Genomic DNA, 14,409 nt, shown 5'->3' on the forward strand with positions numbered 1-14,409 from the left:
CAGTCTGGCACTTATGTGCGGACGGTATGCAGCGAGTCGTAGGCCCGAGGATCTCGCAGGCCTCTTCCAGGTCGAGAAGTGGGAGCCGGAGGAGACGCTGGCGCCCGACTGGAACGTGGCCCCCACGAAGGACGTCTACGCGATTCTCGAACGTCCTGTTAAGGACGCCGAGGACCGGCGTCCGGTTCGCCAGCTGCGGGCGTTGAAGTGGGGACTCGTACCGTCCTGGGCGAAGTCGCCGGAGGGCGGGGCGCGGATGATCAACGCGCGGGCGGAGACGGTGCACGAGAAGCCGTCGTTCCGTAAGCCCTTCCTCTCGCGGCGCTGCATTTTGCCGGCGGACGGCTATTACGAGTGGGTGACCGGGGCCGGAGAGCGGGAGCTGGAGGTCGAGGGGAAGAAGAAGCGGCCGAGGAAGCAGCCGTACTTCGTGACGCCGTCGGACGGGTCGGTGTTCGCGATGGCCGGTCTCTACGAGTTCTGGCGCGACCGGACGCTGCCGGACGACCACTCGCAGGCCTGGTGGGTGACGTGCTCGGTGATCACTACGGAGGCGGAGACGGGACCGCTGGGGGTGGCGCCGGCGGAGGGGCCGCGATCGCTGTCGGACATCCACCCGCGGATGCCGCTGATGCTGACGCCGGACCGGTGGGACGCGTGGCTGGACCCGGCCCGTACGGGGGTGGAGGAAGTACGGGCGCTGCTGGAGGCGCCACCGGGTGGGCTGATGCGGGCGTATCCGGTGACGACGGCGGTGAGCAATGTGCGCAACAACGGGCCGGAGCTGCTGGAGGAGCTGGCTGCGCCGGAGGAGGGCACGCTGTTCTGACGGGTGACTTTCCCCTGGCCCGCCCCTTCCCGGAACCGGGGATGCCCCCCCAGAGCCCCGGCGAGCGACGGGGGAGTCGTCCGTACCCTCACGGCTCTCGCGACACAACAACGGCTGGCCGGTGGGAAGGCCTCCCCCTGTCGCCCCGACCGGCAGGATGGGGCGCGTGAGTCGGATCGAGACTGTTGAGACCGGCGCGGGCCACGCCCGTGTCACCTGGTATCCGGGTAAGCGTGCGCGGCTCGTGGTTGCGCTCAGTCATGGGGCCGGGGGCGGGATCGAGGCGCGGGATCTGCAGGGAATCGCCCGCGCCCTGCCCGCCGACGGCGTCACTGTCGCGCTCGTGGAGCAGCCGTGGCGGGTTGCCGGGAAGAAGGTGGCGCCCGCTCCGAAGACCCTCGACGTGGGGTGGCGCGGCATCTGGCCCGCGCTGGCCGCGCCCGGGCTGCCCGTCGTCGCCGGGGGGCGCAGCGCCGGGGCGCGTGTCGCCTGCCGGACCGCCGGTGAGCTCGGCGCCGTCGGCGTGCTCGCACTGAGTTTTCCGCTGCACCCGCCCGGCCGGCCCGAGAAGTCCCGCGCGGACGAACTGCTCGGAGCCGGCGTGCCCACCCTCGTCGTACAGGGCGGCAACGACCCCTTCGGCAAGCCTGAGGAGTTCCCCGAGGGGGAGTACCGGCTCGTGGAAGTCCCGTACGGGGATCACGGGTTCGCCGTGCCCAAGCGCGCCGGGATGGCGGAGGACGAGGTCGTGAGGATCATCACGGACGCAGTCCGCACCTGGGTGCGGGGCCTCCGGGAATGCTGAGTCCGCGGTCACTGTTGTGCCGGATGTCGAAGGACGCCAGTAAACAGAGCACGGAGTAGGGAGTACGTCGCATGGGTTCGACCATCTGCCCGAGCCGCTCGCACGCCGCTGACCTGGAGTGGACGGTGCTTTCCGCGGCCAAGACCGCACCCGTTCGGGCGGCGGGCGGGGCGGATCGTCGTCTATCCTCCGATTCGAGCGGGTCCGCATTCGGCCTCGCCAAAGCGTTGGAGGAGGTGGGTCCGGTCACTGGGACCGACGCAGGGACCGACGACGGCCAGGCGGAGCAGTCCGAGGAGACGACCGCCGAGCGCAATGCCCGTTTTGAGCGGGACGCCCTCGGTTACCTGGACCAGATGTACTCGGCCGCGCTGCGCATGACGCGCAATCCGGCCGATGCCGAGGATCTTGTGCAGGAGACGTATGCCAAGGCGTACGGATCCTTCCACCAGTTCCGCGAGGGCACGAACCTCAAGGCGTGGCTGTACCGGATTCTCACGAACACCTTCATCAACTCGTACCGCAAGAAGCAGCGGGAGCCCCAGCGCAGCGCCGCCGAGGAGATCGAGGACTGGCAGCTCGCGCGCGCCGAGTCGCACATGTCGACCGGACTGCGTTCCGCCGAGTCGCAGGCGCTCGACCATCTGCCGGATTCGGACGTCAAGGCAGCGCTGCAGGCGATCCCCGAAGAGTTCCGCATCGCGGTCTATCTCGCCGATGTAGAGGGCTTTGCGTACAAGGAGATCGCGGACATCATGGGTACACCCATCGGTACGGTGATGTCCCGCCTGCACCGGGGCCGCCGTCAACTGCGCGGCATGCTGGAGGACTACGCCCGTGACCGCGGGCTCGTCCCGGCCGGTGCGGGGGAGTCGAACGAAGCGAAAGGCTCAGGCTCATGAGCTGCGGAGAGCCGCACGAGACAGACTGCTCAGAGGTCCTGGACCATCTCTATGAGTTTCTCGACCATGAAATGCCCGACAGCGACTGCACCAAGTTCGAGGTGCACTTCGAGGAGTGCTCCCCGTGCCTGGAGAAGTACGGGCTCGAGCAGGCGGTGAAGAAGCTGGTCAAGCGGTGCTGCGGGCATGATGACGTGCCGAGCGATCTGCGGGCCAAGGTCATGGGGCGCATCGACCTGATCCGGTCGGGGCAGGCCGTGCCCGATGAGGATGTGGCGGTCGCCGGCGCGGAAGTGCCGAGCGTCGTCAAGGAGTAGGCGACTCGCGACGTGGGCGTCGTGTCTGTCGCACATGTGCACTGGGTGCGCTGCGGTTTGTTGCCGCGGCGCACCCTTTGCGTTGGTGCGGATGTCACCCGTAGGTGCGAATAGGGTGCATCCGGCCGCCCCTCACTCCTCAAGTCGCTAGCCTGGCGCTCGATTTGAGGAGTGGGGGCGGGCAGTGAGGGCCATACCGAGAGCGGCACGTGCGTACATTCTGGTCGCCGTGTTCTGCGCCGCGGTGTGCGCGTTGCCGGCGTTGCCGGTGCCGGCCGCGTGGAAGCCGTGGGCGGGGACCGCCGGGGGTGCCGGGGTGCCGTGGAGCGCCGTGCTGCTGCTCGCCGGCCTGTACGCCGTGTGCGAGATGCCCGCCCGTTGCCGCTATCTCGGCGGCTCCGTGCCGGTAGGTGCCGGATCGTTCCTCCCTGTAGTGCTCGCCGCCGCCTTTCTGCTGCCGCCCGCCGCGGCCGCGCTCGTCGCCGTGCCCGGCGCGCTGGTGGGACGGGTGGACCAGCGGCCCGCGGGGGTGCGGCGGGTCTGGCGCGCGGCACAGCTGGCGCTCGCCACCTGGGGCGCGGGGCAGGTGTATCTGCTGCTGGACGGGGCGCGTGCACTGCGGGCCCCCGACTTTCCGTATGCGCTGCTGCCGGCCGTCGGTGGTGCGCTCGGCTTCTGCCTGGTGCTGACCGCGCTCGACGGCGGCATCCTCGCCACCGCGGAACGGCTCCCCGTACGGACCGCCTGGCGCGGGCTGCTGCTGCGCTCCCTGGCGCCGCACTGTGTGCACGGGCTCGCCGGACTGATGATGGCGGTGCTGTGGCGCAGCCCGTACGGGCCGTTGTCCGCGCTCTTCGTCCTGCTGCCGATGTACGTCTCCTGCTGGATCTTCGCCCAGTACCACCGGGAGCGCGCGGCCCATCAGGCCACGATCCGGGCGCTGGTGCAGGCCGTCGACCTCAAGGACAAGTACACCCGCGGGCACAGCGAGCGGGTGGGGCGGGCGTCCGTGCTGATCGCACGCGAACTGAGCATGGACGAGGGGCGTCTCGAACTGCTCCGGTTCGCCGGGATCCTCCATGACGTGGGAAAGCTGGGGGTGCCGACGCGGGTGCTGCGCAAGGACGGGCCGCTGACACCGGACGAGCGGCGGGTGATCGAGCTGCATCCGGAGTACGGGCACGAGATGGTGCGCGGCATCGGGTTCCTGGGGGAGGCGCGGGCGGCGATCCTGCACCATCACGAGCGGCTGGACGGGAGCGGGTATCCGTACGGGCTCGTGGGGTGCCAGATCCCGGAGTTCGCGCGGGTGGTGGCGGTGGCGGACGCGTTCGACGCGATGACCTCGACCAGGTGCTACCGGCGGGCGCGGCCGGTGGAAGTGGCGCTGGAGGAGCTGAAGCGGTGCGCGGGGACGCAGTTCGACCCGCAGATGGTACGGGCGCTGGCGCGGGCGCTGGATCGGCACGGATGGGAGACGGCGGTGACGTCGGACGAGCCGGTGGGGGTGGGGGCGGCGCTGCGGCCGGAGGGGCTGGACCTGCGGCCGGAGGGACTGGACCTGCGAGGAAACGTCCCGCCGTGGCCGGAGCCGGAGTCGGGGCCCGCGAGGACGTCGGTTCGCGGGACGGGTGACGCGGTGGGCGGGGCGGGGTGAGGGCCGGCCCCAGGGGCGCGGGCGGGGACGCCTCCCTCACCCCGCCCCTTCCCGGAACTGAGGGTGAGACCCCGGCCTCCCGGCCCCTGGCCTCCGGGCCCTTGCCCTCCCGGCCCCTGCCCCGTGCGGCAGCTTCGCGCCGTGGGGCTGCGCCCGCGTACCCGGCGGGATGCCACTCCGGCTTCGACCGGCCGGCCACGACCGAGGCCGTCTCACGTCCCGGCCGGGGCGGACTCCCCGCGGGCGGGGCTTCGGGCCCCGCAGTCCACCGGTGTGCCCTGCCCGTCGGCTCCGCGGGCAGCAGCGGTTCCGGTCGCCGCCCGCGGAGCCGGGCGGCGGAAGCGGGTGGGGGGTGATGCGCCGGGGTGGCGGCGGCAGTGGCCGCAGTGGTGTTGTCGGGGTTGTGTACGTTGCTGCCGCGTTGCTCACCGGCGTTGGGCTCACCCGGACGCTGTGGGCGGGCGTCGATCAGCCCGGGAACGCGCTCGCCTTCGGGGCATTCATCGTCGTCGGGGAGATTGCGCGGTGGGGCGCCCTGCCCGGGGTGGGGGCACCTCCCATGCTCGAAGAGCCATGGGGGAGGGAGCCCGCGCCGCTCGGGGCCGCCGGGGCGCTTGCGTACGCGTTGCTCGGGGAGTGCGCCGGGCAGGCCACCACCCATGGAGTCCTTCAGGTCGTCGCCGTCGTAGTCGCGGCCGCGCTCGCCGGAGCCGTGCCGCACGTGGCGCGCGGGAGCGGGCCCGCGCTCGATCATGTGGCGCGGCGGGTGCTGACCGTCGGGTTCGCCGCCGTGTGCTTCCAACCGCTGTACAACTCCGGAGAGTTGGAGCGCCGGCTCGGGCACGGGGCGTACTTCGCCGTCTTTCTCCTGGTGCTGCTCCTGCTGACCGCCCTCTGCGACGCCGTCCTCGCCGCCGCGATGCTCCGCGCCCGCACCGGCTATCCGTACGGACCCCTCCTCCGCGACGAGCTCAGGGCCCTCCTCGGCATCGGCTCCGTGGTCTGCGCCACCGGAGCGGTGATGGCCCTCGCCGTCGCCGTCGCCGGACTGTGGGCGCTGCCCGTCTTCTGTGTGCCCCTGCTCCTCACCCAGCTGTCCTTCCGGCGGTACGCCGCGGTCAGGACCACCTACCGGCAGACCATCGCCTCCCTCGCCCGGGCCACCGAGATCGCCGGATACACCCAGCCCGGCCACGCCCGCCGGGTCGCCGCCCTGAGCACCGCCGTCGGGCGCGAGCTGGGGCTCTCCGGGCCCGATCTGACCGTTCTGGAGTACGCGGCCCTGATGCACGACATCGGACAGCTGTCGCTGGTGGATCCGGTTCCGGACGGGGCCACCGCCCCCCTGCCCGTCGCCGAGCAGCGCCGGATCGCACTTCTGGGGGGTGCTGTGGTACGCCAGACCGGTGTTCCCGCCGCTGTGGCCGTCGTCGTGGAGCTGCAGGCCGACCCGTACCGGGAACAGCCGCTGCCCGCCCGGATCGTCCGGGTCGTCAACGCGTACGACGATCTTGCGGGCGACAGTGCGGGAGGGGCGCTCACCGCACTGGAGCAACTGCGGCTCGGCACCGGGCGCGACTACCAGCCCGAGGTCGTCGAATCCCTTGCCAGAGTCCTCGCCCGGGGCGGTCTGGCCCCCTCCTCACCTGCGTAACCCATGGGTAATGAGCGAGCCTGCGACCGGGCATGGTTGGATGCGAAGAAGAGGGTGTCCGAAGAAGAGGGTGTCCGGGGGCAGTGACCCGAGCGACCGGCAGGCGGGAATCGTGAGGATCTTCGGGAAGGTACGGCATCGGCCCTCCGCCTCGTGGCGGCAGGCCACCGACCGCGCGTTCACGCTGATCGGCGACGGCCGGTACGAGGACGCGGGCGCGTTGCTGACACGAGCGGCGGACCTTGAGCCCTGGCTCTCCGAGTCCTGGTTCAATCTGGCGCTGCTGCACAAGTTCCGGCACGACTGGGAGCAGGCGCGCGCCGCCGGCCTGCGCGCCGTCGCGCTGCTGGACAAGGAGTCGGGCGCGCCCGACTGGTGGAACGTCGGGATCGCCGCCACCGCCCTCCAGGACTGGCCACTGGCCCGTCGGGCCTGGCAGGCGTACGGACTCAAGGTGCCGGGCGCGGCCGCCGCGGACGGCGAGCCGGTCGGTATGGAGCTGGGCAGCGCGGCCGTCCGCCTCTCGCCCGAGGGCGAGGCCGAGGTGGTGTGGGGCCGCAGGCTCGATCCGGCACGGATAGAAGTGCTGTCGATCCCGCTGCCGTCCTCCGGGCGGCGCTGGGGGGAGGTTGTGCTCCACGACGGCGTGCCCCACGGAGAGCGCACCACCACCGCAGGCCCGTCGTACCCCGTCTTCGACGAGATCGAGCTCTGGGCGCCCTCTCCCGTACCCACCTGGGTGGTCCTTCTGGAGGCCACGACCGAAGCCGACCGGGACGCCCTGGAGCAGCTCGCCTCCGATGCCGGATTCGCCGCCGAGGACTGGTCCTCGTCCGTGCGGCTGCTGTGCCGGGCCTGTTCGGAGAGCCGGATGCCGAGTGCCGAGGGCGAGGGCGAGCACCTCGACCCGCACGATCACAGCGAGCCGGGCCACCCGGGTCCGCTGGGCCACCGCACGGCCGGCGAGCTGTGGTCACCCGAGCGCGAGTGCGGGATCGCTGCGCCCGCCGGGCTCGTACGAGGCCTGCTGGACGGCTGGGTCGCCGACAGCCCGGATACCCGCGAGTGGCGGGATCTCGAGGAAGTCTGCTGATCCCTGGCCGTAGGCTGTACGGGCACATCGCATCGGGTACTGAGGAAGGCGCAGAAGCGGACATGGCGCAGCAGGAGACGGACCAGCAGGTCAACGATGGTTTCGTCGTGGACACGGAGGACTGCGAGGAGCGCGAGCTCGCTTACCGCGAGCGCGGCACGTCCCGTCCGATCACGGTCGTCGGCAATCCGGTGCTCCACAAGGAGTGCAAGGACGTCACCGAGTTCGACGACAAGCTCGCCGCGCTCATCGACGACATGTTCGCCAGCCAGCGGACGGCGGAGGGTGTGGGCCTGGCCGCCAACCAGATCGGCGTGGACCGGAAGGTCTTCGTCTACGACTGCCCGGACGACGACGGCGTACGTCACGTGGGCGTCGTCTGCAACCCGGTGCTCGAGGAGCTGCCGGCCGAGCACCGCGTCCTGGAAGAGGCCAACGAGGGCTGCCTGTCGGTCCCGACGGCGTACGCGGAGCTGGCGCGCCCCGACTACGCGGTGGTGCGCGGGCAGGACGCCGAGGGCAACGAGATCACGGTGCGCGGCACGGGGTACTTCGCCCGCTGCCTGCAGCACGAGACGGACCATCTGTACGGCTACCTGTACATCGACCGGCTCTCGAAGCGGGACCGCAAGGACGCGCTGCGGCAGATGGAAGAGGGCACGCCGCGGTACGAGACCGTCCCGAACAGCTGAGACGTGACGTGACAGCTGAGACGTGACAGCTGAGACGTACGGCTGACGAAGGGCCCCGCTCCGTGGAGAGCGGGGCCCTTCGCCGTCATTGGACGGACAAATGACGCCCGGCCGGGCCCTGTTGACGCGCATCGGCCGTCCCGTCAGTCTCTGCGGTACACCGCTCCCACGGTATGGAGGCCCGATGTTCCGGCGTACCGCACGACTCCTGCTCTCTATTGTCATGCTCATGGTGGCATCCTTGGTCGGGGTCGTGGCAACGGCCGGCACCGCCCAGGCGGACGGCTGCTACACCTGGACACGCACGCTCTCCCAGGGCGCATCCGGCGCCGATGTCACCCAGCTGCAGATCCGGGTCGCCGGATATCCCGGATCCGGCGGGGTGCTCGCCGTCGACGGTGACTACGGCCCTGCGACCACCGCGGCGGTCAAGCGGTTCCAGTCGGCGTACGGGCTCGGCGCCGACGGCGTGGCGGGACCCGGCACCTTCACCAAGCTCTACGCGCTCCAGGACGACGACTGCACGCCCGTCCACTTCAACTACAGCGAGCTCAACGACTGCAACAGCACCTGGGCGGGCGGGGCGGTGAGCGCCGCGACCGCCAAGTCCAACGCGCTGCGCACCATGTGGAAGCTGGAGGCCCTGCGGCATGCGCTCGGCGACCAGCCCGTCACCGTGACCAGCGGCTTCCGCTCGCACGCCTGCAACGACGCGGTCGGCGGCGCGGCGAGCAGCCGTCATCTGTACGGTGACGCGGCGGATCTGGGCGCAGGCCCGCACTCCCTGTGCACGCTGGCGCAGCAGGCCCGCAACCACGGGTTCAACGGGATCCTGGGCCCCGGCTACCCGGGCCACGGCGACCACACGCACGTCGACCACCGCGCGAGCCGCTTCTGGTCCGCGTCGAGTTGCGGCATCTGATCACGCGACCCGGTGCGCCGGGCCGCACGGTGCACCGGGCCTCACGGTGCACCGGGCGTACCGGGCCTCACGCGACCCGATGCGCCGGGCCTCGGAAGGTGCGGCGGTAGGCGTTCGGGGTGGTGCCGAGCGTACGGAGGAAGTGGTGGCGCAGCCCCGCCGCGTTGCCGAAGCCGGCCAGGCCCGCGATCGCGTCCACCGTGTCGTCGGTCGTCTCCAGCAACTCCTGTGACAGCAGAACCCGTTGACGCAGCAGCCAGCGGTAGGGAGTCGTGCCCGTCTCCTGCTGGAAGCGGCGGGCGAAGGTGCGCGGCGACATATGGGCCCGGGTGGCGAGCTGTTCGACGGTCATCTCCTCGTCCAGGTGACGCGCCATCCAGGACAGCACGTCGCCGACCGTGTCGCACTGGGTGCGCGGCAGAGGGCGCTCGATGTACTGCGCCTGGCCCCCGTCGCGGTGTGGCGGCACCACCATCCGGCGGGCGACGTTGTTGGCGACCTCGGGGCCGTGCTCCTGGCGTACGACATGCAGGCAGGCGTCGATCCCCGCCGCAGTGCCGGCCGCGGTGATCACCGGCCCTTCGTCGACGTACAGCACATCGGGGTCGACGAGGGCCCGCGGATGGCGGCGGGCCAGCTCTCCGGTATGCCGCCAGTGGGTGGTGCAGCGGCGGCCGTCGAGCAGTCCCGCGGCGCCCAGCACGAACGCGCCGGTGCAGACGCTGAGCACCCGGGCGCCGCGGTCCACGGCGTCGCGCAGGGCGGTCAGCAGCTCCTCCGGGTACTCACGGCTCTCGTGCAGACCGCCGGTGGGGATGGTGATGAGGTCGGCCTGCGCGAGCTGTTCGAGTCCGTACGGGGTGCTGATGGTGAACCCGGCGTGCGTGCGCAGGGTGGGGCCGTCGACGGAGACGGCCGTGAAGTCGTAGACAGGCAGTCCGACGTCCCCGCGGTCGAGGCCGAACACCTCGCAGACGACGCCGAGCTCGAAGGGGTGCACTCCGTCCAGCAGGACGGCAGCCACGTTTTTCAGCATGCAACCAGTGTGGCAGTAATTCGATGGTTGATGACAGTCCTGCCACTGACTTTCCTGGCCCGCGAGGGCGACAGTGGAGTGCATGAACACATTCCTGGAGTACCTCTTCGTACTGGCCCTTTTCGGGCTTGTCGTCCTTCCGTCGCTGGTCGGGCACGCCAGAGACCGGGCCATCGACCGCCAGCTGCGTCAGGCGGCGCGCCGCCCCGCGACGGGAACGCGGGCGGACACGAAGGAGTGGACCAGCCCGGCGCAGACTGCGCCCACCGCATACCAGAGCAGGTCGGGCGCATTGAAGGTGGAGCCCAGCACGAGCCGGGCGAGCGGGTTCCGCGCGGCCAGTTCGGCCGGGAACTGCGTGAGCTGAAGCAGCTCGACGGCGCAACTGAACGCCAGAGCTGTCGCGGCGGCCGCCAGAGGCTTCACCCGGGGAGCGATCAGCACCACCAGGGTGTGGACGAGCACGGTGTAGAGCGCGTCCCCCGCGTACTTGGCGGCCTCGCCCGTCGCCGCACCCCTGATTCCCAGCCCCGCGGCCACGGTCAGTACCGCAGCCGCACACGCCACCAGGCGCGTACGCGCAAGAACACCCATGCCAGGCACCCTATGCAGGCCGTACGCACCCGGTGGCGCGCCCCCCGTTCCCCCGTTCCCCCGTTCCCCCGGTTCCCCGTTCCCCCGGTTCCCCGTTCCCCCGGTTCCCCGTTCCCCCGGTTCTCCGGAATCCCGGAGGTCTAGAAGTCGTCGTCGAAGCCGACCGAACCCTCGACCGCCACCTGGTAGGCGGAGGGGCGGCGCTCGAAGAAGTTGGTCAGCTCCTGGACGCCCTGCAGCTCCATGAAGGAGAACGGGTTCTCCGAGCCGTACACCGGAGCGAAGCCCAGCCGCGTCAGCCGCTGGTCGGCGACGCACTGGAGGTACTCGCGCATCGACTCGGTGTTCATGCCCGGCAGGCCGTCACCGCACAGGTCGCGGCCGAACTGCAGCTCCGCCTCGACGGCCTCCTTCAGCATGTCGGTGACCTGCTGCTGGAGCGCGTCGTCGAAGAGCTCCGGCTCCTCCTTGCGGACCGTGTCCACGACCTCGAAGGCGAAGTTCATGTGCATGGTCTCGTCGCGGAACACCCAGTTGGTGCCGGTGGCCAGGCCGTGCAGCAGGCCGCGCGAGCGGAACCAGTAGACGTACGCGAAGGCGCCGTAGAAGAACAGCCCCTCGATGCAGGCCGCGAAGCAGATCAGATTCAGCAGGAAGCGGCGGCGGTCGGCCTTCGTCTCCAGCCGGTCGATCTTCTCGACCGAGTCCATCCACTTGAAGCAGAACTGGGCCTTCTCGCGGATCGATGGGATCTCCTCGACCGCGTCGAAGGCGGCCGCCCGGTCGTCCGGGTCGGGGAGGTAGGTGTCCAGCAGCGTCAAGTAGAACTGGACGTGCACGGCCTCCTCGAACAGCTGGCGCGAGAGATACAGCCGCGCCTCGGGGGAGTTGATGTGCTTGTAGAGGGTGAGCACCAGGTTGTTGGAGACGATCGAGTCGCCCGTCGCGAAGAACGCTACCAGTCGCCCGATCATGTGCTGCTCACCGGGGCTGAGCTTGGAGAGGTCGGTCACGTCGGAGTGGAGGTCGACCTCCTCCACCGTCCAGGTGTTCTTGATCGCGTCGCGGTAGCGCTCGTAGAAGTCCGGGTAGCGCATCGGACGCAGGGTCAGTTCGAAGCCCGGGTCGAGAAGGTTCTTTTCGGTGGAGCTCATTACTGGCAGGCCTCGCAGGACTCAGGGTTCTCAAGGGAGCAGGCGATCGCGTCGGCGTCGGGCGCGGAGGCCTGCTGCAGGGGGATGGGGGCGGGCGCTGCGGCGGCCGCAGCACCGCCGCCGGCCGCACGCGCGATGCGCGTCGCCGGACGCGAGCGCAGGTAGTACGTCGTCTTCAGACCCTGCTTCCAGGCGTACGCGTACATCGAGCTGAGCTTCCCGATGGTCGGCGTCTCCAGGAAGAGGTTCAGGGACTGGCTCTGGTCCAGGTACGGCGTACGGGCCGCGGCCATGTCGATCAGGCCGCGCTGCGGGATCTCCCAGGCCGTGCGGTACAGCGCGCGGACGTCCTCCGGGATCCAGCTGAAGCCCTGTACCGAGCCGCTCGCCTCGCGCAGCGCCTCACGCGACTGTGCGTCCCACACGCCCAGCTTCTTCAGATCCTCCACCAAGTAGGCGTTGACCTGGAGGAATTCACCGCTCAGCGTCTCGCGCTTGAAGAGGTTGGAGACCTGCGGCTCGATGCACTCGTAGACACCGGCGATCGACGCGATGGTCGCGGTCGGCGCGATGGCGAGCAGCAGCGAGTTGCGCATGCCGGTCTTCGCGATACGGGCGCGCAGCGCGTCCCACCGCTCAGGCCAGTTCCGCTCGACGTCGTAGTGGTCGGGGTGCAGTACGCCGCGCGCCGAGCGGGTCTCGGACCACGCGGGCAGCGGGCCGTTGCGCTCCGCGAGGTCGCAGGACGCCTCGTAGGCCGCGAGCATGATCCGCTCGGCGATCTTCGTGGAGAGCGCCTTCGCCTCGGGCGAGTCGAAGGGGAGACGGAGCTTGAAGAAGACGTCCTGGAGGCCCATCGCGCCCAGGCCCACCGGCCGCCAGCGGGCGTTGGAGCGCCCGGCCTGCTCGGTCGGGTAGAAGTTGATGTCGACGACCCGGTCCAGGAAGGTGACGGCGGTGTGGACGGTTTCGTCCAGCCGCGCCCAGTCCAGATCCCCGCCGTCGGGCCCCTCCACCACGAACGAACCCAGGTTGACCGAACCGAGGTTGCAGACGGCCGTCTCGCCGTCGTCCGTCACCTCCAGGATCTCGGTGCACAGGTTCGAGGAGTGGACGACCTTGCCGGGCTCGGCCGTCTGGTTGGCCGTGCGGTTGGAGGCGTCCTTGAAGGTCATCCAGCCGTTGCCGGTCTGGGCGAGCGTGCGCATCATCCGGCCGTACAGCTCGCGGGCCGGGATGGTCTTGCGCGCCAGCCCTTCGGCCTCCGCCTTGCGGTACGCGGCGTCGAACTCGTCGCCCCACAGGTCGACCAGGGCCGGCACCTCGGCGGGGGAGAACAGCGACCAGTCGGCGTCGGCCTCGACACGGCGCATGAACTCGTCCGGGATCCAGTGCGCGAGGTTCAGGTTGTGCGTACGCCGCGCGTCCTCACCGGTGTTGTCACGCAGCTCGAGGAACTCCTCGATGTCCGCGTGCCAGGTCTCCAGGTAGATCGCGGCGGCGCCCTTGCGCCGGCCGCCCTGGTTCACGGCGGCGACCGAGGCGTCAAGGGTCTTCAGGAACGGCACGATGCCGTTGGAGTGGCCGTTGGTGCCGCGGATCAGCGAACCGCGGGCACGGATACGGGAGTACGAGAGCCCGATGCCGCCGGCGTGCTTGGACAGGCGCGCGACCTGGTGGTAGCGGTCGTAGATCGAGTCGAGCTCGTCCAGCGGAGAGTCCAGCAGATAGCAGGACGACATCTGCGGGTGGCGGGTGCCGGAGTTGAAGAGCGTGGGGGAGGAGGGGAGGTAGTCGAGCCGGCTCATCAGCCCGTACAGCGAGGCGACTTCGTCCAGGGCGCGTACCGAGGTGTCCTCGGCCAGTCCGCAGGCGACGCGCAGCATGAAGTGCTGCGGCGTCTCGATCACCTGGCGGGTGAGGGGGTGCCGCAGGAGGTAGCGGCTGTAGAGCGTCCGCAGCCCGAAGTACCCGAAGCGGTCGTCGGCGGCCTGGTCGATCAGAGCGTCCAGGTGTGCGGAGTGGAGCTCCACGAACTCGGCCGTGCGGTCGGCGATCAGGCCTTCGCGATGGCCGACCGCGACGGAGGCGGAGAAGGCCACCGCGCCCTGCCCGGCTGCCTCGTCCGCGATGTGACGGGTCAGCAGGCGGGCTGCGAGCCGCGAGTAGGCAGGGTCCTCGGAGATCAGGCCCGCGGCCGCGTCGGTGGCGAGGCCTCGCAACTCGGCAGCGTCCGATGCGGCGTTGCGGCCGCGCAGTGCGGCGGCGGCGACACGGCCCGGGTCGGTGTCGGGCAGATCCGCGGTGAGGTCGGTCAGGGTCCGCAGAAGCGCGGTCCCGGGGCCGTCCGCCACCTGGTCGGAAATGCCTGAAGCCGGATCGGCTGGCGCGATGGTCACGTGGTGCTCTCCCTCGCTCGGCTCTGGGCCGGCGGGGGGAGGGGGAAGGCCGTACGGGCGTGTACGTGCCCGCAGAAGGGCAGCACACCGCACGGCATCCACCGGCCCAACCGCGAGGCCCGGACGTCTCGGCATCCGGTTCGGTCGAGCCGGATGCACCGTCGGCAGGTCTTCGGACTGACCAGGTACGACAAAGCGCACCACTTCACACCGTTGCGGGACAGTTCCGGATTCGCACCGGATTCCCCTGCGGCGACAGCGAGCATGAGCATACATGTGGGGGCCGCTTGATGACGCACCCCCCACATGTTGTGTCGTGGCCCGCGTATGGAGGAGGGCGCGACTCGGAGAGGTG

13 protein-coding genes and 1 riboswitch are annotated in these 14,409 nt (G+C 70.6%); of the genes, 9 read left to right on the top strand and 4 right to left on the bottom strand.

The window, feature by feature from the left end:
- Positions 1-13 precede the first annotated feature (13 nt).
- From OG883_RS04975 to OG883_RS05015, 9 genes are all read left to right on the top strand, one after another.
- Complete coding sequence (locus tag OG883_RS04975) at positions 14-829, top strand: SOS response-associated peptidase (protein ID WP_266535488.1); 816 nt, start codon at positions 14-16, stop codon at positions 827-829.
- A gap of 157 nt (positions 830-986) precedes the next feature.
- A complete protein-coding gene (locus tag OG883_RS04980; protein ID WP_266535490.1) occupies positions 987-1,634 on the top strand; it encodes an alpha/beta family hydrolase in 648 nt (215 codons plus the stop codon).
- Between the two features lie 236 nt (positions 1,635-1,870).
- The gene (locus OG883_RS04985) at positions 1,871-2,536 is read left to right on the top strand and encodes a sigma-70 family RNA polymerase sigma factor (RefSeq protein ID WP_266541241.1); all 666 of its coding nucleotides are present in this window, start codon (positions 1,871-1,873) and stop codon (positions 2,534-2,536) included.
- Positions 2,533-2,853, top strand: a complete 321-nt coding sequence (rsrA, locus tag OG883_RS04990; RefSeq protein ID WP_266535492.1) for a mycothiol system anti-sigma-R factor — start codon at positions 2,533-2,535, stop codon at positions 2,851-2,853. The genes OG883_RS04985 and rsrA overlap by 4 nt, the downstream gene beginning before the upstream one ends.
- 184 nt (positions 2,854-3,037) lie before the next feature.
- On the top strand, positions 3,038-4,510 hold the full coding sequence (locus tag OG883_RS04995) for an HD-GYP domain-containing protein (RefSeq protein ID WP_266535494.1): 1,473 nt from the start codon (positions 3,038-3,040) through the stop codon (positions 4,508-4,510).
- 355 nt (positions 4,511-4,865) lie between these two features.
- Positions 4,866-6,164, top strand: coding sequence for an HD-GYP domain-containing protein (locus tag OG883_RS05000; protein ID WP_266535496.1), 1,299 nt, complete (start codon positions 4,866-4,868; stop codon positions 6,162-6,164).
- A gap of 112 nt (positions 6,165-6,276) precedes the next feature.
- Positions 6,277-7,257, top strand: a complete 981-nt coding sequence (locus OG883_RS05005) for a hypothetical protein (RefSeq protein ID WP_266535498.1) — start codon at positions 6,277-6,279, stop codon at positions 7,255-7,257.
- 62 nt (positions 7,258-7,319) lie between these two features.
- Entirely contained in the window at positions 7,320-7,949 is a 630-nt protein-coding gene (gene def, locus OG883_RS05010; RefSeq protein ID WP_266535499.1) for a peptide deformylase, read from the top strand.
- 184 nt (positions 7,950-8,133) lie between these two features.
- The gene (locus OG883_RS05015; protein ID WP_266535501.1) at positions 8,134-8,871 is read left to right on the top strand and encodes a D-Ala-D-Ala carboxypeptidase family metallohydrolase; all 738 of its coding nucleotides are present in this window, start codon (positions 8,134-8,136) and stop codon (positions 8,869-8,871) included.
- 67 nt (positions 8,872-8,938) lie between these two features.
- Here OG883_RS05015 and OG883_RS05020 read toward each other — a convergent pair whose 3' ends face one another.
- From OG883_RS05020 to OG883_RS05035, 4 genes are all read right to left on the bottom strand, one after another.
- Positions 8,939-9,907, bottom strand: coding sequence for a helix-turn-helix domain-containing protein (locus tag OG883_RS05020; protein WP_266535503.1), 969 nt, complete (start codon positions 9,905-9,907; stop codon positions 8,939-8,941).
- Between the two features lie 189 nt (positions 9,908-10,096).
- Complete coding sequence (locus OG883_RS05025) at positions 10,097-10,501, bottom strand: DUF2809 domain-containing protein (protein WP_266535504.1); 405 nt, start codon at positions 10,499-10,501, stop codon at positions 10,097-10,099.
- 140 nt (positions 10,502-10,641) lie between these two features.
- The gene (locus OG883_RS05030) at positions 10,642-11,655 is read right to left on the bottom strand and encodes a ribonucleotide-diphosphate reductase subunit beta (RefSeq protein ID WP_266535505.1); all 1,014 of its coding nucleotides are present in this window, start codon (positions 11,653-11,655) and stop codon (positions 10,642-10,644) included.
- A complete protein-coding gene (locus OG883_RS05035; protein ID WP_266535507.1) occupies positions 11,655-14,054 on the bottom strand; it encodes a ribonucleoside-diphosphate reductase subunit alpha in 2,400 nt (799 codons plus the stop codon). The genes OG883_RS05030 and OG883_RS05035 overlap by 1 nt, the downstream gene beginning before the upstream one ends.
- A gap of 145 nt (positions 14,055-14,199) precedes the next feature.
- Positions 14,200-14,333, bottom strand: a riboswitch (cobalamin riboswitch).
- Between the last annotated feature and the right edge of the window lie 76 nt (positions 14,334-14,409).

Source organism: Streptomyces sp. NBC_01142 (assembly GCF_026341125.1).
GTDB lineage: Bacteria > Actinomycetota > Actinomycetes > Streptomycetales > Streptomycetaceae > Streptomyces.